At 65.6% G+C, this 20336-nt stretch carries 19 protein-coding genes; 1 reads left to right on the top strand and 18 read right to left on the bottom strand.

Features of this window, described 5'->3' with window-relative positions; all coding sequences use genetic code 11:
- Positions 1-49 precede the first annotated feature (49 nt).
- The 11 genes from EV674_RS02905 to EV674_RS02855 are packed head-to-tail and all read right to left on the bottom strand — an operon-like array spanning position 50 to position 11274.
- Positions 50-1612 carry an amidase gene (locus EV674_RS02905; protein WP_119012854.1) on the bottom strand — a complete coding sequence of 521 codons (1563 nt, stop codon included), beginning with the start codon at positions 1610-1612 and terminating at the stop codon, positions 50-52.
- Between the two features lies 1 nt (position 1613).
- Positions 1614-2492 carry an SDR family oxidoreductase gene (locus EV674_RS02900; RefSeq protein WP_119012921.1) on the bottom strand — a complete coding sequence of 293 codons (879 nt, stop codon included), beginning with the start codon at positions 2490-2492 and terminating at the stop codon, positions 1614-1616.
- Between the two features lie 4 nt (positions 2493-2496).
- Positions 2497-3648 carry an acetyl-CoA C-acetyltransferase gene (locus tag EV674_RS02895; protein WP_119012855.1) on the bottom strand — a complete coding sequence of 384 codons (1152 nt, stop codon included), beginning with the start codon at positions 3646-3648 and terminating at the stop codon, positions 2497-2499.
- 15 nt (positions 3649-3663) lie between these two features.
- Positions 3664-4740, bottom strand: a complete 1077-nt coding sequence (locus EV674_RS02890) for an acyl-CoA dehydrogenase family protein (protein ID WP_119012856.1) — start codon at positions 4738-4740, stop codon at positions 3664-3666.
- 12 nt (positions 4741-4752) lie between these two features.
- Complete coding sequence (locus tag EV674_RS02885; protein WP_119012857.1) at positions 4753-5907, bottom strand: acyl-CoA dehydrogenase family protein; 1155 nt, start codon at positions 5905-5907, stop codon at positions 4753-4755.
- A 16-nt stretch (positions 5908-5923) separates the two neighbouring features.
- Entirely contained in the window at positions 5924-6679 is a 756-nt protein-coding gene (locus EV674_RS02880) for an enoyl-CoA hydratase family protein (RefSeq protein ID WP_119012858.1), read from the bottom strand.
- A 23-nt stretch (positions 6680-6702) separates the two neighbouring features.
- Positions 6703-7785 (bottom strand): NAD(P)H-dependent flavin oxidoreductase, encoded by a 1083-nt coding sequence (locus EV674_RS02875; RefSeq protein WP_119012859.1) that lies wholly within the window; start codon positions 7783-7785, stop codon positions 6703-6705.
- Positions 7782-8690: an enoyl-CoA hydratase gene (locus EV674_RS02870; RefSeq protein WP_119012860.1), complete on the bottom strand. Its 909-nt coding sequence runs from the start codon at positions 8688-8690 to the stop codon at positions 7782-7784. Before EV674_RS02870 ends, EV674_RS02875 begins: the two co-directional genes overlap by 4 nt.
- 9 nt (positions 8691-8699) lie before the next feature.
- A complete protein-coding gene (locus tag EV674_RS02865) occupies positions 8700-9464 on the bottom strand; it encodes a CoA-transferase subunit beta (RefSeq protein WP_119012861.1) in 765 nt (254 codons plus the stop codon).
- An 11-nt stretch (positions 9465-9475) separates the two neighbouring features.
- On the bottom strand, positions 9476-10354 hold the full coding sequence (locus EV674_RS02860) for a CoA transferase subunit A (RefSeq protein WP_119012862.1): 879 nt from the start codon (positions 10352-10354) through the stop codon (positions 9476-9478).
- Between the two features lie 14 nt (positions 10355-10368).
- A complete protein-coding gene (locus EV674_RS02855) occupies positions 10369-11274 on the bottom strand; it encodes a VOC family protein (protein ID WP_119012863.1) in 906 nt (301 codons plus the stop codon).
- Between the two features lie 381 nt (positions 11275-11655).
- On the opposite strand from EV674_RS02855, the gene EV674_RS02850 reads away from it, so the two are divergent.
- Positions 11656-12189: a DUF2939 domain-containing protein gene (locus EV674_RS02850; protein WP_119012864.1), complete on the top strand. Its 534-nt coding sequence runs from the start codon at positions 11656-11658 to the stop codon at positions 12187-12189.
- A 313-nt stretch (positions 12190-12502) separates the two neighbouring features.
- On the opposite strand, the gene EV674_RS02845 is transcribed toward EV674_RS02850, so the two are convergent.
- The 7 genes from EV674_RS02845 to EV674_RS02815 all read right to left on the bottom strand — a co-directional run bounded on the left by EV674_RS02845 (position 12503) and on the right by EV674_RS02815 (position 20268).
- Positions 12503-13588 carry an alkene reductase gene (locus tag EV674_RS02845; RefSeq protein WP_119012865.1) on the bottom strand — a complete coding sequence of 362 codons (1086 nt, stop codon included), beginning with the start codon at positions 13586-13588 and terminating at the stop codon, positions 12503-12505.
- 44 nt (positions 13589-13632) lie between these two features.
- The gene (locus EV674_RS02840; RefSeq protein ID WP_119012922.1) at positions 13633-14265 is read right to left on the bottom strand and encodes a nuclear transport factor 2 family protein; all 633 of its coding nucleotides are present in this window, start codon (positions 14263-14265) and stop codon (positions 13633-13635) included.
- A 14-nt stretch (positions 14266-14279) separates the two neighbouring features.
- Complete coding sequence (locus EV674_RS02835; protein WP_119012866.1) at positions 14280-15053, bottom strand: SDR family NAD(P)-dependent oxidoreductase; 774 nt, start codon at positions 15051-15053, stop codon at positions 14280-14282.
- Positions 15054-15064: 11 nt separating this feature from the next.
- Positions 15065-15799, bottom strand: coding sequence for an SDR family NAD(P)-dependent oxidoreductase (locus tag EV674_RS02830; protein ID WP_119012867.1), 735 nt, complete (start codon positions 15797-15799; stop codon positions 15065-15067).
- 105 nt (positions 15800-15904) lie between these two features.
- Positions 15905-16609, bottom strand: coding sequence for a two-component system response regulator KdpE (gene kdpE / locus EV674_RS02825; protein WP_119012868.1), 705 nt, complete (start codon positions 16607-16609; stop codon positions 15905-15907).
- Positions 16599-19367, bottom strand: coding sequence for a DUF4118 domain-containing protein (locus EV674_RS02820; RefSeq protein ID WP_119012869.1), 2769 nt, complete (start codon positions 19365-19367; stop codon positions 16599-16601). Before EV674_RS02820 ends, kdpE begins: the two co-directional genes overlap by 11 nt.
- Positions 19368-19398: 31 nt before the next feature.
- A complete protein-coding gene (locus tag EV674_RS02815; RefSeq protein WP_157983673.1) occupies positions 19399-20268 on the bottom strand; it encodes a TorF family putative porin in 870 nt (289 codons plus the stop codon).
- Positions 20269-20336: the final 68 nt, after the last annotated feature.

Below are 20336 nucleotides of genomic sequence, written 5' to 3'. Positions count from 1 at the left end.
CAAGAAAAGAAAGGGGATTCAGGGCCTGCTGCGCTGGGGCAGCACTGCGCTACAGCACAGGCCGTCGGTCTTTCCAGGGCGCGGCCTGCTCCAGCTGCGCGGCCAGCGCCAACAAGGTGGCTTCGGCGCCAAAGGGCGCGGCAAACTGCGCGCCAATGGGCATACCGGCCCCATTCCAGTGCAGCGGAACCGACATGGCCGGGTGCCCGGTCATGTTGAAAATGGCGGTAAAGGGCGACGCAGTCATCGCCACCTTCACGAAACTCTCGTAAGGCTGGTCTAGCGACATGGCGCCCAGCAAGGGCGCTGGCGCCGCCGTCACCGGCGACAAAATCAGGTCGTATTCGCCCAGAAAAAGATCCACCGTGCGGGCCGCCTGGTCGAACACGGTGCGGGCGGTAAAGGCCTGCTCGGCGCTGTAGCCGCGCGCCAGCTGCAGGCTGCGCCAGTTCAGGGGCTCGAACTCGTCCTCGCGGGCTGTTCGGCCGGTTTCTTTTTCGCGCATGCGCACGCTGGCCAGCATGCCCGCAGCGGTGGCTATGCCCATGCTGCCAAACATCTCGCCAATGGCCAGCTTGGGCGCGGCCATCTCCACAACATGCCCCAGCGATTCGCACAGGCGTGCCGCTGCGCGCACGGCGTCCAGGCACTCGGGGTGGACTGGCGCGCCAAAGGGGTTTTGCTCCATCAGTGCAATGCGCAGTCGGCGCGGCGGGCGGGTAATGGCATCGATCAACGCACCGGGCTGCGGGCCAGTGCGGCTGCCCGCTTCGGGGCCTTGCGTGAGCTGCAACAGCAAGGCGCTGTCGCGCACGCTGCGGCTGATCACGTTTTGCGCCGACAGGCCCAGCCAGCCTTCCAGCATCTTCGGGCCCATGGGCACCAGGCCCCGGCTGGGCTTGAGACCAAACAGGCCGCAGTGCGACGACGGAATGCGGATCGAACCGCCGCCATCGCTGGCGTGCGCCGCTGGCACGATGCCTGCCGCCACCGCCGCCGCCGCGCCACCTGACGAGCCGCCCGCGCTGTAGGCCAGATTCCACGGATTGCGCGTCAGACCGAACAGGCGCGACTCGGTGGTGGCCGTCTGGCCAAACTCGGGCGTGGTCGTCTTGGCAAAGATGTTCAACCCGGCAGCCCGGTAGCGCTGCACCAGGGTCGAATCGTGGTCGGCCACCGCGTCCTTGAAGAAAGCACAGCCCTGTGTGGTGACGGTGCCCTTCATGGCAACGCCCAAATCCTTCAGCGCAAAGGGCACACCGGCCAGGGGTGCCGTTTGGGCCCAGGCCGCACGCTCGGCCCGGCCCATGCGCGACAGCCGCTGTGCGTTTTCGCGGGCCAGATCGAAGTGGCGCAGGGCCACCGCATTGATCTGGCTGCGCGCCTCGGCGCGGGCAATGGCAGCTTCCAGTGCCTCCAGCGCTGTCAGGCGGCCTTCCCGGATGGCCGACGCGAGTGCTAGCGCATCCAGCTTTTCGTACTCGGGCATGGGCAGCGCAGGGGTGCTGGCTCGGGGCTCGGCGGCTGTCACGCCCACCTTCAAAGCAAGTCCCGCTGCTGCGCCGGTCTTGAGGAAGTGGCGGCGCCCGCCATTGGTTTGTTTCGCGTCCATATCAGCTCCCCCAGATTTTTTGCGCGGGCACCGCTTCGGCCAGCAGCTGTGCAATCACCGGGCCCAGCTCTGCGGGCTCCCAGCGTGCACCCTTGTCGCGGGTGGAATCGGTGCGCCAGCCGTCGCCCACTGAGATGCGCCCGCCCTGGCTCTCAAACACCTTACCGGTTACGTGGGCCGACTGGGGGCTGCCCAGCCAAACCACCAGCGGCGCGACGTTTTCAGCCGCCCAGGCATCAAAGCTGCCATCCTGCGGCGGCTTGACCACGTCGGGCATGGCGCTTTCGGTCATGGAGGTGCGTGCTGCTGGCGCCAGCGCGTTGACGCTCACGCCGTAGCGCGCCATTTCAGCGGCTTGCACCAGGGTCAGCGCGGCAATGCCGCCTTTGGCCGCCGAGTAATTGGACTGGCCAATGGAGCCTTGCAAGCCAGCGCCCGAGCTGGTGTTGATGATGCGGGCATCGATCTTGTTGCCTGCCTTGGCCTGGTCGCGCCAGCGGCGGCCCAGGATGTTGGCGAGGCAAAAATGGCCCTTCAAATGCACGCGCATGACCTGGTCCCAGTCGTCTTCGCTGAGGCTGACAAACATACGGTCGCGCAAGATGCCTGCGTTGTTGACCAGCACATGCACTTCGCCAAAGGCGGCCAGCGCCGCATCGACGATGGACTGCGCACCGGCCATGGTGGTGATGTCGCCGTGGTTGGCGATGGCCTGGCCGCCAGCGGCAGCCACTTCTGCCACCACCGCCTGGGCGGCTTCCAGCCGGATGTCGTTGACGACGACGTTGGCGCCCTCGGCCGCAAAGGCCAGTGCATAGGCGCGGCCCAGGCCGCCACCGGCGCCGGTGATGATGACGGTACGGTTGTTGCAGATAGGCATGGTTTCAGAGTCTTTCAATGATGGTGACGTTGGCCTGACCGCCGCCTTCGCACATGGTTTGCAGGCCGTAGCGCCCGCCGGTGCGCTCGAGCTCGTGCAAGAGCGTGGTCATCAGCTTGGCGCCCGAGGCGCCCAGCGGGTGGCCCAATGCGAGTGCGCCGCCGTTGACGTTGGTGCGCTCGTGCGGGTAGCCGGTTTCTTTCAGCCAGGCCATGACCACCGAGGCAAAGGCTTCGTTGATCTCGACCAGGTCGATGTCCTCGATCTTCATACCGGCTTTTTTCAGCGCGTGCTGCGTGGCGGCAATGGGCGCCGTCAGGTGCCAGATGGGGCAGTCGGCGCGCACGCTCAGGTGGTGGATGCGGGCGCGCGGCGTGAGGTTGTAACGCTTGAGCGCTGCCTCGGACACCACCAGCACCGCGGCGGCGGCATCGCAGGTCGAGCTGGACACGGCGGCGGTGATCTTGGGGTAGGTGGGATCGACCGGCTGCAGCGTGGCGAGTTTTTCGAGCGTGCTGGCGCGCGCTGTTTCATCCATGCGAAAGTCACCCAAAGGGACGATCTCGCGGTCAAAACGCCCTTCGGCCATGGCGCGCAGGGCGCGGTCGTGGCTCTCTTTGGCAAACACTTCCATGGCTTCGCGCGACAGCCCCCAGTGATCGGCAATGCGCTGCGCGGCATAGAACTGGTTGACCGGCGCATCGCCAAAGCGCGCCTGCCAGCCTTTGCTTTCGGCAAAGGGCGTGGTGAACCCCAGCGGCTGTCCCGCCAGCATGGCCGAACTGATCGGGATGGCACTCATGGTCTGCACGCCGCCCGCCAGCACCACGTCTTGGGTGCCGCTCATGACCGCCTGGGCGGCGAAATGGATGGCCTGCTGCGACGAGCCGCATTGCCTATCCACCGTGGTACCGGGCACGTTCAGGGGCAAACCGGCGGCCAGCCATGCGGTGCGGGCAATGTCGCCCGCCAGCGCGCCAATCGTGTCCACGCAGCCAAAAATGACGTCGTCGTACTCCGCTGCCGGAATGCCGTTGCGCTCGACCAGCGCCTGGATGGCATGCGCGCCCAGGTCGGCGCCATGCACCGCCGCCAGCGAACCCTTGCGCTTGCCGGTGGGCGAGCGCAGGGCGTCAACGATAAAAGCTTCTGCCATTGAGAGAACTCCGGTTCAGGAAAGGGTGTTGAAAGTGGCGCCGGGGCCCAGCAACGCCCCGTTGTTCAGCAGCGCATCGGACAGGCGCTGCTTGTGAAAGGCGCGGTCGCCCCAGGCAGCGTCCAGCACCCAGGCACGCTTCATGAACATCTGCAAATCGACTTCCCAGGTGTAGCCCATGGCGCCATGTACCTGAATGCCCTTGCGTGCCGAAAACCAGCCCGCCTCGGCGCAGACCAGCTTGGCGTGGGAGGCGCGCACCGCGCTGTCGGGCGCATTGCGGGCCAGCGCACTGGCGGCGTGGTAGAGCACCGGTTTGGCAAATTCAATTTTGGTGACCACATCGGCCAGGTGGTGCTTGACCGCCTGGAAGGCACCAATCGGCTTGCCAAACTGCTTGCGCTGCGCCGCGTAGTCCACGGTCAAGTCCAGCATGCGCTGGGCCAGGCCCAGCAATTGGCTGGAAACATTCAGCGCGCCCCGGTTCAGCAGCGCATCGGCCAGCACCTGCCCGTGGGCGGCATCGGCGATGCGGGTGGCGTCCGACGCGGCCCAGGCTACGGTGGCCAGGCGGCGCGAGGCGTCGATGCTGGCGCAGGGCGTGACCTGCACCAGCGCTGGCGCCAGGGCGTGCCATTCGGTGCCGCCCTCGGTGGGGTGCGCCAGCAGCAGCAAGTCGGCCAGATGGGCATCGGCCACCCAAGGGTTGACCGGATGGCCCAGCGCAATGCGCGCACTGCCATCGGCAATGCGCGGCAGCCAGGCGGCGCGCACCGGGTGCGCCTCGGGCAGCGCGGTCAGCAAGCCCGTGGCCAGATAGGCCGTGTCGGCCAGCGAGTCGGGAATGCCGAAATAACCCAGCTCCTGGTTCATCAACGCCCAGTCCACATCGCCCATCCCCAGGCCGCCGTGCGCCTCGGGCACCGACAGCGCGGTCAGCCCCTGCTCGGCCAGCTTGGCGCGCAGCTCGGACGAACGGCCCGCATCGGTCTGCCAGATGTCGCGCAGCTTCTCGGGCGCGGCCTCGACCATCAAAAAGCGGCTGACCGAATCGCGCAGGGCCTGCTGGTCTTCATTAAAGGTGAAATCCATGGTGGGCCTCGTTCAGTTCTTGGGCAAACCGAGCAGGCGCTCGGCAATGATGTTGCGCTGGATCTCGTTGCTGCCAGCGTAGATGGAGCCCGCCTGCGCAAACAGGAAGCCTTCCAGCCATTCATGCACTTCAGGGTCATCGCACAGTTCGGCGCGCGGGCCCAGGATGCGCATCGCGGTTTCGTGCATGTCCAGGTCCAGCTCCGACCAGAAAATCTTGTTGGTGCTGGCCTCGGCGCCGATGCGTGCGCCGCGCTGCACCCGGCCCACCGTGTGGTAGGACGCCAGGTTGTAGGCCTCGGCGCCCATCCAGGCGCGCAGCACGGCCTCGCGGATCGACGGATCGCGGTCGGCGCTGGCCTGGTGCTTGCGGTACAAGTCCATCAGCTTTTGTGCCGTGCGCTGGTAGCGCGCTGGCGAGCGCAGCAGCAGGCCGCGTTCAAAACCCGCGGTGGCCATGGCCACGTTCCAGCCCTGGCCTTCGTCGCCCAGGCGGTTTTCCACCGGCACGCGCACGTCGTCAAAAAAGATCTCGGCAAACGCCTCCTTGCCGTTGAGGGCCTGGATCGGGCGGATGGTGATGCCCGGTGCATCCAACGGCACCAGCAGGTAGCTCAGGCCGTGGTGGCGGCTGGAATGGGGGTCGCTGCGGAACAGGCAAAACACCCAATTGGCAAATATCGCCCGGGTGGACCAGGTTTTCTGGCCATTGAGCACATAGTGGTCGCCGTCGCGCAGGGCGCGGCTGCTGATGGCCGCCATGTCCGAGCCCGCATTGGGCTCGCTCCAGCCCTGGGCCCACATGTCGTCGCAGCGCGCCATGCGCGGCAGAAAGCGGGCCTTTTGCTCGGGGGTGCCAAACTCCATCAGCGTTGGCCCCAGCAGCAAGATGCCGTTCTGGTTGACGCGCATGGGCGCATCGGCGGCGGCGTATTCCTCTTCAAAAATCAGCCAATCGATCAGGTCGCAGCCGCGCCCGCCCAGCTCCTGGGGCCAGGTCACGCTGCTCCAGCCGCCTTCGGCCAGGGTGGCCTCCCAGCGGCGGTGCTGCTCGAAGCCTTCGCGCGTGTCGTAGCTGGCAAACGCCTCAGCGGGCACATGGGCGCGCAGCCAGTCGCGCACCTCGGCCCGGAAGGCCTGTTGCGCAGGGGTGTAGTTCAGGTTCATGGTGGCGTCCTCTGGTTCAGAACTTGGCGTCGCGCTTTTCAACGAAAGCCGCCCGGGTTTCGCTCGAATCCGGGCTCATGTAGGCCTGCAACGTGAAGCCTTGCTCCCAGCGGTATTTATCTTCCAGGTTGCCGTCCTCGATGCCCGTGAGCGCCTCTTTGGCGATGCGGACCATGGCCGGGCTCTTGGCGGCAATCTTGGCGGCGATCTCCAGCGCGGTATCGCGCAGCTGCTCGCGTGGCACCACGCGCTCGATAGCGCCCAGGCGCAGTGCCTCGGGCGCGCCGATCATCTCGCCCGTGAAAAACAGGTAGCGCGTTTTTTGCACGCCAAACATGCGTTGCAGGTGTGCCGCACCGCCCATGGCGCCGCGATCCACCTCGGGCAAGCCAAAGGTGGCGTCATCCGCCGCAATCACGATATCGGCGGCGCCGCAGATGCCGATGCCACCGCCCAGCACAAAGCCCTGCACAGCGGCAATCACCGGCACCTTGTTCAGGTGCACGGCCTTGAAGGTGGCGTAGTTGCCGGCGTTCACGTCCACGATGAGCTTGTCGTTGCTGGCCAGCTCCTTGATATCCACGCCAGCGCAAAAGCCCCGGCCCTCGGCGCGCACGACGATCACGCGCACTTCGGGGCGCAGGCCCAGCGCCTCGATCTCGGCTGCCAGGCCGCGCCAGCCCGCCGCGTTGAGTGCATTGACGGGCGGGCGGTTCAGCACCACTTCGGCCACGCCGTTGTCGTGTACTTGGGAAGAAAATTGTTGTGTCATGGGGATGGGTCCTTGTCTTGTTCTCAGGCGGCTGCGGCCATGGCGTTCAGTGCAGCCCGCCGCTGGCAGGCCTGGGCCACGATGCCCGCGATCACTTCCTCGCAGGAGTCGAGCCGTCCGATCAGCGCCGCCACCTGCCCTGCCGACATCACGCCCTCGGCGGGCTTGCCCTCCACCATGGAGCGCTGCAACAGCATGGGCGCGTTGGCGGCCATCACGGTTTGCGCCGCGCTGCCGGGGTCGTCGCGCAACCCCTGCCACAGCACGCCCAGCGCGTGCTGCATCGTCATGCCGGTCTGCGCTTTCCACTGCAGGGCCAGGCTGACAGCCATGCGCAAGCGTGTGAAGGGCGATGCCTTTTCCAGCATGGTCAGGTACTCGTTCGGGATCATGCGCTGGGGCATGCCATCGACCAGGTGCGAGACCTGGATCTTTTCCGCGTCGCGCGTGGCCAAGTAGCGCTGCAAGGTCACGTCGGGCACGCCCGAATCGCTGGTCATCAAAAAACGCGTGCCCATGGCAATGCCCTGCGCGCCAAAAGCCAGCGCCGCCAGCAGGCCGCGCCCGTCGTAAAAACCGCCTGCTGCCACCACCGGCACCTGCACGGCATCGACCACCTGCGGCAACAGCACCGTGGTGGGCACCGAGCCGGTGTGGCCACCGCCCTCGCCGCCCTGGATGGTGATGGCGTTGGCGCCCATCTCGATGGCTTTTTGCGCATGCTTGAGCGCACCAACGGTGGGCATGCAGACGATGCCCGCATCGCGCAGGCGGCCAATCACCTTCTTGTCCGGCCCCCGGCCATAGCTGACGGCGCGCAGCTTGTGCTTGACCGCCAAATCCAGCAACTGCTGCGCGTTGGGCTGGAACATGTGAAAGTTCAGGCCAAAGGGCCGGTCGTCCGTCAGCTGGCGGATGCGGATGATTTCATTCTCGATCTGGTCGGCGGCAATGGTGGCGCCCGCCAAAAAGCCAAAGCCACCGGCCTTGGTGGTGGCCACCACCAGCGACGATCCGGCCACCCAGCCCATGGCCGTCTGCACGATGGGGTAGCGGCAGCCCAGCAGATCGCACAAGGGCGTGCGCAGGTCATGGGGCTGGCTCATGCGCTGCCATCCTTCTTGTTGGCCTGCACCATCGATTTGGCATCGTGGCCACCCAGCTGCCCAGCGCCCAGCACCTGGCTGTGGGCATGGGCAAAGTGGTGGTAGCCAAAGGCCATGTCCATGGTGCTGCGCAGGCCCTGCAATTCCTCGACGCGGTTGACCACGGTCTTGGTCAGCGCCAGGCCCAGGCGTGGCTGCTTGGCGATGCGGGCAGCGATGTCGTAGGTCTGGGCTTCGAGTTCATCGCGTGGCACCACGCGGTTGACCATGCCCATCATGTAGGCGCGGTCGGCCTTCATGCGCTCGCCCAGGAACAAGAACTCCTTGGCGATGCGCGGGTTCAGCTCATGGACATGGGCGAAGTATTCAACGCCCGGAATGCCCATGCGCACCACCGGATCCTGGAAAAACGCATCCTCGCTGGCCACAATCAGGTCGCACACCCAGGCCAGCATCAAGCCCCCGGCCACGCAGGCGCCCTGCACCATGGCAATGGTCGGCTTGGGAATGTCGTGCCAGCGCCGGCACATGCCCAGGTACACCTCCTGCTCGCGCGCAAACAGCTGCTCGGCGCCGGGCTTGTTGGTGTGGTCCCACCACAAGCTCTCGCGCTCAAACGGTTTGTTGATGTCGCGCCCAGGGGTGCCGATGTCGTGCCCGGCGCTGAAGTGCTTGCCCGCACCGCGCAGCACGATCACCTTGACGCTGTCGTCATCGACCGCGCGCCGAAAGCCTGCATCCAGCGCATAGGTCATCTGCGAGTTTTGCGCGTTGTTGAAGTCAGGCCGATTCATCGTCAGCGTGGCAACGCCCTCTGCGGCCTGGTACAGCACGGGCGCATCGGTCTCATAGACCGCGTTGTCTTGGCGCTGCACAAAGGCGTCACCGGGGTCAGTGTGGTTCATGGCAAAAACTCAGCTCAAGACCGAGGCGCGCAGGTTGTGGGGGTCGAGCCGGGCCAGCAGGGCCAGTTGGCTCTCGGTGGGGGCGGCGGTCTCGGGCACGTCTGCCGGGATGTGCAGTGCAAAGCCGGTGGCTTCCTGCACCTGGGCAGGGGTCACGCCGGGATGCACCGCGCGCAGCCGCACTTGGCGATCCGGGCCACCAAAGTCGAGCACCGCCAGGTTGGTGAAGATCAGGCGCACGTCGATGTCGTCCAGGCTCCAGCCGCGGGCCAGCCGCGCCGGGTTGTAGCCCACCGAGGCCACCATATCGACCTCGCCCGCCACAAACACCTTGGTGCTGTGGTTGGGCACGAAAAACGAGTTGGCGTGGCTGATCGAGTTGCCCGGAAAACCGCGCACGCCCAGCATCATGGATTTGGGCTTGTGGTAGTCGCTGCCAATCATGGAGATGTTGGCCTGACCAAAGCGATCCACTTGCGTCGGCCCCACCATGGCGTGGCGCTTGCCGCTCCACACGTTGTCAAAAATACGGGTAAAGCCCATCCAACCCTCGCGCCGGGGCTCGTAGCCATTGCGCGGCCCGATCGGCACCGGTTCGCGCACCAGCCAGGCCTCCGAGTCGGTCATCATCAGATCGGGGTTGTTCGACAACATGCTCAGCGATGCCGCCAGCCGGGGCACGATGCCGATGCCGGTCGCCAACACCTCGCCATCGTCTTTCCACGCCTCGGATGCGGCGCAGATGATGCGGTCTACCAAAGAAAATTCACTCATCACAGCCCCCGTCAAAACACTGGCAGCGCCAGCTTGCGCACCGCATCGATACCACCCACGCGCTCCAGATACTCGGCGTCGGTGCAATGGACATAGCGCTCGGCATATTTCTGCCACCCGCCCTCTTCCTTGGCACTGGCCACGTATTCCTTGAAGTGCTTGACGTCAAAGCCATACAGCGGCGCACACGAACTCGGGTGCGCCCCCACAGGCAAGTGCACCACGGCGGTGGTGTGGGCACGCTCCCAGAACACCGAGCGCGACTCTTCGTTGCTGTCAAAAAAGCTGCTGTCCACCAGCTCGTCACAGCTGACCACAGTGTCCTTGGCGGCGCGCGCAAACAGCTCGTCCATGTAGATGTCGGGGCCCTTGATCTGGCAGACGCCACGGGCATCGGCACGGTCCACGTGCAACAGCGCCACATCCAGCGGCAAGGCGGGCATGGCCACCCATTGACGCTCGTCGTAGGGGGAATCGATCAACCGGATGCCAGGATTGCGCGGCAGCACATCGGTGCCCAGACCAATGCGGGTGGGAACGAAAGGCACGCGCATCGCGGCAGCCTTCAGGCCCAGCAGCATCATTCCCTCGTCGATTTCCATCACCTCCAGGCTGCCGCTCTGGCGCGCCTGGCGAAAGTACGGCTCCAGCGGAATGAAGTCCAGCGTCACGAAGGCAAAAATCAGCTTCTTGACCTTGCCAGCGGCACACAACATGCCGACATCGGCGCCGCCGTAAGCCACCACGGTCAAGTCTTTCACCGGGCTGCGCAAAATCTCGCGGATCAGCGCCATCGGCTTGCGCCGGGGACCCCAGCCGCCAATGCCCACGGTCATACCGTCCTTAATTTGCGCCACCGCCGCTGCGGCGCTCATTTGTTTATTGGCCATCACGGGTCTCCGGGTCAAGCAGCAGCGCTGGGCTGCCCGATGCTGAAATCGTGGCCCCACAGGCTCACACGGGTAAATTCATGCACGACGTGCTCCTGCCAATCGATCACTGCACCGCCGTAGCCGTACTCGATGTCAAAGCCTGAAGGGGAACGCATGTAGAAGGACGTCATCCGGTCGTTGGTGTGCTGGCCCAGCGTGGCGGTCTGCTGCACCTGGTGCGCCTGCATGCGGTCCATGGCACGGCCCACTTCGGGCATGTTTTCCACTTCAACCATCACATGCACGCAGCCGCTCTCGACCGGGAACCCGGCCAGCGCCAGGCTGTGGTGGCGGCCGTTGTTGCAGTGGAAAAAGTGGATGGGCAGCGTTGGGCCATCCGGGCCGGCGGGCTGGAAATTGAGCAAATCCGACAGCCCGAAACCCATCACCTGGGTGAAAAATGCCGCCGTCTTGTCAAAATCGGGTGCGGGCAACACGGTGTGGCCCATGCCAATGTTGCCGGTGACAAAGCGCGACACGCCGGCAGGCGAGGCAAAGTGCGCAAAGTCCGAGCGAAAACCCCACACCAGTTCATGGCGATTGCCCGAGGGGTCTTTGAACGTGGCCACCTGCTGCACGCAGCGCAGGCGGCAATGGGCGGCGTCGCCCATCACCACGTCCACGGCCGCGTCGTTCAGCACGCGCAGCGCGGCATCAAAGTCGGCGCGGGTGGTGACTTCCCAGCCCGAAACCACGTAGGCATTGCGCGAGCCCGGCTGCACCGCAAACCGGAACTGCCGCTCGTCCATGCGCACATACAAGCCGCCGTCGGGGGATGGCGCCGTCATCATGCCCAGCACGCCTTCGGCGTACTGCTTCCACTGCGCCACGTCGGTGGTTTCTGCCACGACGTAGGCCAGACCGCTGATATTCATCATTTACGCTTCTCCTGGCTTTGCACGAATAAAGCCGATGCGGTCGATTCTGGTCAGCGCCCCCCCCTGCGGCATCGTCCGTTGAGACTAACGAAAAGCGCCATCCGCCCTGTGCGTTGCCACATGCCGTGGCAGGGGGAGTCCACCGGCCATCGCCCCTGCCCGTGGTGGATGCAGCGCCCGCGCCCACGCCTCGCATTGGCGCTGGCGCGGGTGACTTCAGTGGCACGCATGTTTTTTGGCCAAATCAGGCTCTAGCCCTTTACCAGAAATCGCCAGCAGCTCTTTTTTTAATAGCAATTTCCTCCTTCGGCTCAACCTTGTCATGTCAACACCGGACAACCTGGCACATCATCCAATCACCATTTCGACCGAAAGAAACCAATGAAAAAACAAACCGGCATTGCCTTGGCCGTCACCGTAGTGGTGGCCGCAGCGGGGCTGTATGCCTCGCCCTACTGGACCCTGCACTCCATCGCCAAAGCCGTTGAAAACAAAGATGCGGCTGCCGTGGCCGAGCATGTGGACTTCCCCGCGCTGCGCGAAGACCTCAAGGGCAAACTGCTGCTCAGGATGCAGGGCCCGCTGAACCAGCCCGAGATGGCCAACAACCCCTTCGCCGGTGTGGGCCAGATGCTGGCCGCAGGCATGGTCAACCAGATGGTGGAGGTGTTCGTCTCCCCGGCGGGCGTCATGCTGATGCTGGAAAAAGGCCAACCCAGCATGAAGCCCCAAATCGGTGGCCCTGAAGATGCAGGTGGCGACCAGAAGCGGCCCCGCTTCAAGGTGCGCTACAACGGATGGTCAAAGGTGTATGTCCATCCTGAAAACCAAAAAGGCGGCTTCATTTTCCGCCGTGATGGGCTGCTGTCCTGGAAGCTGGTGGCCATGGATATTCCCGAACTAGACCGGCAATAACGAGCGACCATCGGTTGTACTGAGAGCTAACGGATATCCATCACGTCGGTCTTTGTTGCGCGCCCAGGCAGCTGCATTGCCCGGCCATCGTCTATGCCACTGGCAGACATGGCAACCACTCCGGTGCGGCGCATGCGTGCCAATTCTTGGCAATGGGAAGATGCACCTGATTTTTGGTCAAATCAGGCTCTGGCGCTTACGTGGCAAGCGCTAGCAGCTTCCCTTTTAATAGCAAAAAACCCGCTGCCGTGAAGGCAGCGGGTGGGCAGGCCCAAGGCAACGGACGCCACAACGCCCGGTGCATGCGGAACCATCAGGCGGTGGCGGTGGCAGGTGCGGCGCTGTAGCGGGCGTAGCTGGTGTAGCCCGCAGCGCCCGGCGTGTAGAGCGTCTTGCGGTCAAAGCGCGACAGCGGCTGGCCTGCGCGCAGGCGGTTCACCAGATCGGGGTTGCCGATGAAATGTCGCGCAAACGACAGCGCCGCGCCCGCGTAGTCCTGCAAAGCGGCCTCGGCGTTGTCTGGCTCAAAGCCGTCGTTCAGGATCAGGCGCGGGCCAAAATGCTGGCGCGCCAGCGCAAAGGCGTCCAGCTGCGGCGTGGGCGCGCGCATCACGTGCAGGTAGGCCAAGTCCAGCGTGGCAGCCTGGCGCATCAGCTCGGCATGCGTGGCGGCGGAGTCCTCGTCGCTGGTGTCGTTGTAGGTGTTGCCCGGGTTCAGCCGCAGGCCGACGCGCCCGGCACCGATGGCAGCGGCCATCTCGCGCAGGCATTCGAACGCAAAACGCGCCCGGCCAGCGGCGTTGCCGCCGTACTCGTCGGTGCGCACATTGGTGCCCGAACTGAGGAACTGCATCGGCAGATACCCACTGGTGCCGTGCAGCTCGACCCCGTCAAAACCGGCTTCGCGCGCATTGCGGGCTGCCTGGGCGTATTCCTGCACCACGGCCCGCACCTCGGCGGTGCTCAAGGCGCGGGGCATGTCGTAGGGCTGCATCCCGGCGCTGTCGGTGACCACTTCGCCCGCAGCCTGCAACGCCGAGGGTGCCACCGTCTCCACCCCTGCGGGCTTGATATGGTGGCTGCCAATGCGGCCGCCATGCATGATTTGCAGCACGATCAGGCCACCGCGCGCATGCACGGCGTCCGTCACGCGGCGCCAGCCGGCGATGTGCGCGGGCGTGGCAATGCCCGGCTGGCGGCAGTACGACTGGCCCGCCGCGCTGGGCCAGGCGCCCTCGGCCACGATCAGCCCGGCGTCGCCGCGCTGGCCGTAGTACTCGGCCATCAGCGCGTTGGGCACGCCGTCGGCATCGGCGCGGTTGCGCGTCATGGGCGCCATCACGACCCGGTTGGCCAGGCGCAAATCGCCCAGCTGCAACGGTTCAAACAATGTGTTCATGGGGCTTGTCTCTCTTGCAGATTCGCGGGTGTGCGGCGGCGCGCTCAGCGCACCCGCATCTTGGGTGCGGGGGTGCCACGGCGCATGGTGACCAGGAACTGCTCCAGCGGCGCGGGCGGCGCCACTTCGGGCAAGGTGTCCTTGTCGGGGCGCTGCGCCCAGAACTCTTTCCAGCTGGGAAACAGTTCATGGAAGGTGCCGCTGTAGGGTTGCCGACCCGGCCAGCGCATTTTCATGTCGCCAATGGGTGGCTTGTTCAGGTCGGTGGCGTACCAGTAGCACGGCAAGCGGCGGCGGAAGTACCACTGACCGTCAATGCGCTCGTAGTCGTCCCAATACAGCATCTGCATGATCACCCACTCGGCGCCGCATTCATGCTCGTTCTTGGAGTAGACAACGCCGGTGGCGTGGTCGGCATCCGCGAACTCGATGAGGTGCTGGCCCAGGTGGTGCGAGGTGCCGGTGAACTGCTCGCGCAGGGTGTCCGTCTGCCAGGCCTTGAAGTGCGCACGGCCCACCTTGTCTTTGCCGACACGGATGTCGGGTGCAAACAGGTTGACGTGCGCGTCCATGTCGCGCATGTCCAGCGACAGCGAGTACCGGCCCGCCAGCTGGCGGATGGCATCCAGGGATTCCAGCCGATCTACCCGTTCTTCCAGCGATGCGGGCCACGCCATGTTGCCGCCCGCCATCACAGCGCCGTGACCAACACAGCGGAGCGGCCACCGTCCACCGGCAAGGCTGCGCCAGTGATGTAGCTGGCTTCGTCGCTGGCCAGGAACAGGATGGCGTTGGCCAGTTCCACCGGTTGGCCGACGCGGCCCATCGGGATCAGCTTCTCGGTGTTCTTGCGGCTGGCCTCGTCGGACAGCATGCCGGCGGTGGCCGGGGTCTCGACCACGGCTGGAATCACCACGTTCACCCGCACGCCCGCGGGAGCGCCCTCGGCTGCGGCAGCGCGCGAGAGGTTGTCCACCGCCGCCTTGGCGGCCGAGTAGCCGGCCATCCAGGGGGTGCCGAGCTGGCCGCAGATGGAGGAAACGTTGACGATGGAGCCGCCCTTGCCGTCGGCCTTCATCAGCTTCAGCGCGGTGCGCGTGCCCCAGAAGGTGCCGTCCACGGTGGTCGTGAAGTTGGCATGCCAGTCGTCGGTGGACATGGCGTCCAGTGCGCCCCAGGTGTAGGCCATGGCGTTGTTCACCAGCACGTCCAGGCGGCCATGACGCTGGGCCGCGCCTTCGATCGCGCCCACATACTGGGCCTCGTTGCCAACGTCGGCCACCACGGCCTCGGCCTGGCCGCCGGTGGCCCGGATCTGGGCCACCACGGCGTCCAGCGGTTCCTGGCGGCGGCCGCAGATCACCACGGTCGCGCCTTCATCGGCCAGACGCTGGGCGGTGGCGGCACCGATGCCGCTGCCGCCGCCGGAGACGAATGCCACCTTGCCTTGCAGTCGCTTGCTCATGTTCTCACTCCTCACAGGAAGGCGCTGCCGCCGTTGACCGCCAGGTTCTGGCCGGTGACAAAACCGCTGTCATCGCTGGCCAGGAACAATGCCACCCGCGCAATGTCCTCGGGCTCGGCCATGCGGCCCATGGGAACGCCCTTGATGATGGCGTCCGTCCACTCCTGCGGAATGCTTTGCATCATGGGCGTGTTGGTCGGCCCCGGCACCAGTGTGTTGACGCGAATGCCCTGCGCTGCCAGCTCCTTGGCCATGCTGCGGGTCAAGCCCATCAGCGCCGCTTTCGAGGCGCAGTAATGCGCTGGCCCGTCGCCCGACGCTGCTGCCGTGCTGGCCACATTGATCACCACGCCGCGCGTGCCAGCCTTTTGCATGGCGCGCACCGCCTGGCGGGCGCAGTAGAAGGCACCATTGAGGTTCACGTTGATGACGCGCGCCCAGGTCTCGTCGGGAATGTCGGCAAACGCATCGACCGAACCAATGCCAGCGTTGTTGACCAGCACATCGACACGGCCAAAAGTAGCCACCACCTCATCGACCAGCGCCGCCACGGCGGCGCTGTCGCCCACGTTCAGGCTGCGCGCCATGCTGCGCCCGCCCAGGCCGTCGAGCGACTGCTGCGCTGCTTCCAGGTTCAAGTCCAGCGCCACCACGGTGGCTCCCTCTTGGGCAAAGCAGCGTGCAATGGCGCGCCCCATGCCTTGGCCTGCGCCCGTCACCAGGGCTACCTTGTCTGTGAGTCTCATGTGTGCTCCTATAGGGTTAGAGCACCACAGCTTAGGGACGCCTTTTGTTCGCACCATCGTCCAAGCAGACTACACCCGAACGGTGGTTGAGCAGCGCCCCGCACGTCAGGGCATGAGCCGGTAACCCACGGCTGTCTCGGTGAGCAAATGGCGCGGCTGGGCAGGAAGCTCTTCGAGCTTCTGGCGCAGGTTGCCCATGTACACGCGCAGGTAATGGTTGTCTTCGATGTGCGATGGGCCCCACACGGCCTTGAGCAGCTGGTAGTGGGTCAGCACCTTGCCGGCATTGGCGATCAGGTGGGTGAGCAGGCGGTATTCGATGGGCGTGAGGTGCACCGGCAGGCCCTGGCGCAGAACACGCCGCTGCACCAAATCCACCTCCACCTGTCCGAAGCGGAACGGGACAGGCTCGGCGCCGTTGCGTGCGGCATGCGCTTGGCTTCTGCGCAGTGCCACGCGCACCCTGGCCATCAGTTCACCCACACCGAAGGGCTTGGTGAGGTAGTCGTCGGCGCCTGCATCGAGCGCAGCGATCTTGTCGGCCTCATCCGATCGCGCCGAGAGCACGATCACCGGCACACCCGACCAGGTACGCAAGTCCTTGAGGTAGTGGACACCGTCATCGTCGGGCAGGCCCAGGTCGAGAATGACCAGATCGGGGCGGCGCGTACCGGCATCGATGAGGCCCTGGCGCACAGTGCCTGCTTCGTGTACCTGCCAGCCTTCGGCCTGCAGCGCAACGCGCACAAAGCGGCGGATGGAGGCTTCGTCCTCAACGATCAAGGCGACGGGGGATGGTTCAGTGGTCATGGGTGGGTGCGGCTGTCGTAGGCTCGGGCTCGTCTTCGGTCTCTGGTGCTGGCAGGCTGGGCGGCGTTCCCAGCGGCAGGCTCAGGCAGAAAGAGGCACCGCTCTGGGTACCGCGCTCAGCCCAGATGCGGCCCTGGTGCGCAGTCATGATGGCACGGCAGATTGCAAGACCCAGGCCCACGCCGGGGATGCTGGACTCGCGCTCGCCGCGCGTGAACTTCTCGAACAGCACTTCGGCGCTGCCCGGCGGCAAGCCGGGGCCGTTGTCGCTCACGCACAGCACCAGATCGGGGGCTCGCATGCTGGCACTGAGGGTGATCACGCTGCCTGGAGGCGTGTACTTGATGGCGTTTTCCAGCAGGTTGCACAGCACGCGCTCAATGAGCACCGCATCCAGATGCACCATGGGCAGGCCGGCAGGCACATCGGTGCGCACGCTGTGGCCCGAAAGCGCACTCTGCATCGCCTGTAGCGCGCTACCCACCACCTCTTCCACAGGCTGCCACTGTCGGCGCAACTGCACGGCGCCGCTTTGCAGGCGCGCCATATCAAGCAGGTTGTTCACCATGGCGTTGATGCGCTGCGCCTCCTGGCGCAGCGCGGCGGCCATGTCGCGCCCCTGCGGAGGCAGCGCGGGCATGGCCGCCAGCGTATCTGCCAGACCATAGACCACAGCCAGCGGCGTGCGCAGGTCGTGCGAGAGGGCCGACAGCAGCGAGCTGCGCAGGCGCTCGGACTCGATGTTCACCACCGCCTCCTGGGCCACTGCGACATAGTGCACGCGCTCCAGCGACTGGCCGACGATGCGCGCGTAGGTTTCAAGCTGCTCACGCAGCTCGGGCAGCATCACACTGCGTGTGGAACCGGGGCGCAGCGCCAAAACGCCGCGCGTGCGCATGGATGCCTTCAGCGGCAGGTAGAGCCAGGCGCTGCCGGGCAATGTGTCGGTGAACATGCCAGCGGCCTGACCGTGGTCCAGCGCCCAGCGCGCAGTACCCATATCGGGTTGGTCGGCGCTTGCCAGGGCAGCCTGGCGCGGCGAAGGCTGCAGCCGATCCTGATCGTCCAGTGCGTACACCAGCACCAAGCCCTGCACCTCGTGGGACAGACTTTGCTCGGCCAGTTGCAGCACCTGCTCGGCCTGCAAGGCGCTGGCCAGCTCGCGTGTGAGTTCGAACAGGCGGCGCGCGCGGCGCTCGCGCTCGCCCGCCACCTGGGCCTGGTAGCGCAGGCCCGCCGTGAGTTGGCCGATGACCAGGCCCACCGCCAGCATCACGCCAAAAGTCATGAGGTACTGCACGTCGGACACGGCAAAGCTCATGCGCGGCAGGACAAAGAAAAAGTCCAGCAGCCCCACGCTCAAAAAGCTGGCCAGCACCGCCGGACCGCGCCCCAGCCGCAGCGCCACGCCGACCACACACAGCAGGTACAGCATGACGATGTTGGCGGTATCGAAGTGCCATTGCAGCGGCCAGCTCAGTGCGGTGGCCGCCACGCATGCAGCTGCGGCCAAGCCATAGCGCCGCACGCCATTCGCCCAACGGCGCTCGCGCTCCTGTGCCTGGGCGCCGGGCGCTCCCAGCGGCGGGGCCGGTTGCGGCAAGCGGGGGGTGGCCACGGAGATCAGATCCAAATCGGCACCACCATCGGCCAGCCTGCGGGCCAGGGACTTGCCGCCCAGCCAGCGCTGCCACCACACCAACGGCGCCTCGCGTCCGAGCACCAGCTTGGCCAGGTTGTGCTCGCGCGCGTAGGCGATCAGCGTGGAGGCCACGTCCTGTGCCGCCAGCACCGCCGTGGTGGCACCCAGGTCGGCAGCCAGCCGCACCACGCGCAAGATGCGCTCGCGCTGCACAGCAGGCAGGCGCCGCAGCACCATGGTTTCCACATGGACCGCATGCCAAGGCACACTGAGCTGCTGGGCCAGTTGCGCGGCGCTGCGCACCACACTGCCTGCGCCAGGCGAGTCACTGATGGCGCAGAGGATGGCACCATCGGTCTTCCAAACCTGGCCGATGCGCTGGGTGCTGCGCCAGGCTTGCACATCGTCCTCGACGCGATCGGCCGTGCGGCGCAGGGCCAGCTCGCGCAAGGCCATGAGGTTGCCCTTGCGAAAGAAGTTGCGGGCCGCACGCTCGGCCTGGGCACCCAAGTACACCTTGCCAGCTTTGAGGCGCGCGATCAACTCCTCGGCGGGCGTGTCCACCATCACCACCTCGTCGGCACGATCAAAGAAGGTGTCTGGCAAGGTTTCCTGTACACGGATGCCAGTGATACCGCTCACCACGTCATTCAGGCTTTCCAGGTGCTGCACGTTGAGCGTGGTGTAAACGCTGATGCCGTTGGCCAGCAGTTCCTCCACGTCCTGCCAGCGCTTGGGGTGGCGCGAGCCAGGCACATTGGAATGCGCCAGCTCATCGACCAGGATGAGTGCGGGGCGGCGCGCCAAAGCGGCATCGAGATCGAACTCCGGCAACTCTTTGCCGCGATAGGACACGGCCCGGGCAGGCAGTTCGGGCAGCCCGCTCAGCAGCGCCTGGGTGTCGGCACGGCGGTGCGTCTCCACCACACCCGCAAGCACGTCCACACCCTCGCCGTGCAGCTTGCGCGCGGCTTGCAGCATGGCGTAGGTCTTTCCCACACCGGCAGACGAGCCAAAGTAGATGCGCAGCTTGCCGCGCGCAGCAGCGGCTTCGGCATCGCGCATCTGTGCCAGCAGCGCGTCAGGGCTGGGGCGGCGGTCGTGGGGTGCATCCATGGATCAGGAGTATTTCACTGTCAGCGCTTATTCAAAAACCCTTGCTCAACCCCAGCACCAGGGCTGCCTTGCCCAGGCGTTTGGCATCCGCACCAGCGGCATTGCCCGCCTGGTAATACGCGCTCCTGGCGTTGGTGCCGACGATGGCGACGGACAGGTTGACACCAAACACCTCCTTGGACACCGACACTTTGGCATCGCTGTAGGACAGGTCGGCATAGTTGCGCACCGCGACGTGACCGGCGTGCAACCCCACAGTGACGCCCTGGCCCAGATCCACGTTGTAGTTCAGATCCAAGTACAAACTGCCCCGGGAACCGCCATGGGGTGCCAGGCTGCTGAAGTAGGCGTACCCTGCGGAACCGCCGTTCAGGCCAAAGTAATCGGTGACGGCATACGACAGTTTGGCCGAGAACGGGCCATGGCTAACGCCCACATACAAGTCCACGTTGTCGTACTTTTGTGTGCTGACCACTCCTAGCGCACGGTTCATGCGCGCACCAGGGTAGATATAGGCCAGGGCACCGAGGTCCAGCACCACGCCAGACGCCACCTCCAGTTTCACGCCGCCATACAGGTCCCACTCCAGGGCCGAACCGTTGTTGTAACTGTTGCCAGACACATTGGACGCCCAAGTGCCCAGGTACAACCCGCTGCGGTGTACATAGTCCAGACCGCCCTGCACGGCAGGCAGGCGCCAGGTCTGGCTGATGCCGCGAAAGCGGTAATCGCTGACCAACCCCACATTGCCGGTGATGGCATGTTCCGGCGCCGCAGGAACGGCGCTGGCGGATTGATCGGTAGCAGGGGCAGGCGCTTGGGCCTGCGCACCACCGCACAAAAGAGCCTGGGCGGCAGCGAAGGCGAGCGCACAGATGGTGCGTGTTTTCAAGGTAAACATGGGGTAATTGATAAAAGTAGCTCTGACCGGCCCACTGGCGACCAGGAAAACCCGCCAGGGCAAAGCAC

Source organism: Simplicispira metamorpha (assembly GCF_004341365.1).
GTDB lineage: Bacteria > Pseudomonadota > Gammaproteobacteria > Burkholderiales > Burkholderiaceae_C > Simplicispira > Simplicispira metamorpha.
Note: the sequence above shows the minus strand (reverse complement) of the source record. Positions and strands in the feature narration are given on the sequence as shown.

Excerpts from the sequence above, each read along its gene's own strand:
- EV674_RS02880 (WP_119012858.1), bottom strand. The coding sequence starts at position 6,679 with ATGACACAACAATTTTCTTCCCAAGTACACGACAACGGCGTGGCCGAA.
- EV674_RS02860 (WP_119012862.1), bottom strand. The coding sequence starts at position 10,354 with ATGGCCAATAAACAAATGAGCGCCGCAGCGGCGGTGGCGCAAATTAAG.
- EV674_RS02875 (WP_119012859.1), bottom strand. The coding sequence starts at position 7,785 with ATGAGCCAGCCCCATGACCTGCGCACGCCCTTGTGCGATCTGCTGGGC.
- EV674_RS02845 (WP_119012865.1), bottom strand. The coding sequence starts at position 13,588 with ATGAACACATTGTTTGAACCGTTGCAGCTGGGCGATTTGCGCCTGGCC.
- EV674_RS02865 (WP_119012861.1), bottom strand. The coding sequence starts at position 9,464 with ATGAGTGAATTTTCTTTGGTAGACCGCATCATCTGCGCCGCATCCGAG.
- EV674_RS02835 (WP_119012866.1), bottom strand. The coding sequence starts at position 15,053 with ATGAGCAAGCGACTGCAAGGCAAGGTGGCATTCGTCTCCGGCGGCGGC.
- EV674_RS02850 (WP_119012864.1), top strand. The coding sequence starts at position 11,656 with ATGAAAAAACAAACCGGCATTGCCTTGGCCGTCACCGTAGTGGTGGCC.
- EV674_RS02820 (WP_119012869.1), bottom strand. The coding sequence starts at position 19,367 with ATGGATGCACCCCACGACCGCCGCCCCAGCCCTGACGCGCTGCTGGCA.
- EV674_RS02895 (WP_119012855.1), bottom strand. The coding sequence starts at position 3,648 with ATGGCAGAAGCTTTTATCGTTGACGCCCTGCGCTCGCCCACCGGCAAG.
- EV674_RS02890 (WP_119012856.1), bottom strand. The coding sequence starts at position 4,740 with ATGGATTTCACCTTTAATGAAGACCAGCAGGCCCTGCGCGATTCGGTC.
- EV674_RS02830 (WP_119012867.1), bottom strand. The coding sequence starts at position 15,799 with ATGAGACTCACAGACAAGGTAGCCCTGGTGACGGGCGCAGGCCAAGGC.
- EV674_RS02905 (WP_119012854.1), bottom strand. The coding sequence starts at position 1,612 with ATGGACGCGAAACAAACCAATGGCGGGCGCCGCCACTTCCTCAAGACC.
- EV674_RS02900 (WP_119012921.1), bottom strand. The coding sequence starts at position 2,492 with ATGCCTATCTGCAACAACCGTACCGTCATCATCACCGGCGCCGGTGGC.
- EV674_RS02815 (WP_157983673.1), bottom strand. The coding sequence starts at position 20,268 with ATGTTTACCTTGAAAACACGCACCATCTGTGCGCTCGCCTTCGCTGCC.
- kdpE (WP_119012868.1), bottom strand. The coding sequence starts at position 16,609 with ATGACCACTGAACCATCCCCCGTCGCCTTGATCGTTGAGGACGAAGCC.
- EV674_RS02840 (WP_119012922.1), bottom strand. The coding sequence starts at position 14,265 with ATGGCGTGGCCCGCATCGCTGGAAGAACGGGTAGATCGGCTGGAATCC.
- EV674_RS02855 (WP_119012863.1), bottom strand. The coding sequence starts at position 11,274 with ATGATGAATATCAGCGGTCTGGCCTACGTCGTGGCAGAAACCACCGAC.
- EV674_RS02885 (WP_119012857.1), bottom strand. The coding sequence starts at position 5,907 with ATGAACCTGAACTACACCCCTGCGCAACAGGCCTTCCGGGCCGAGGTG.
- EV674_RS02870 (WP_119012860.1), bottom strand. The coding sequence starts at position 8,690 with ATGAACCACACTGACCCCGGTGACGCCTTTGTGCAGCGCCAAGACAAC.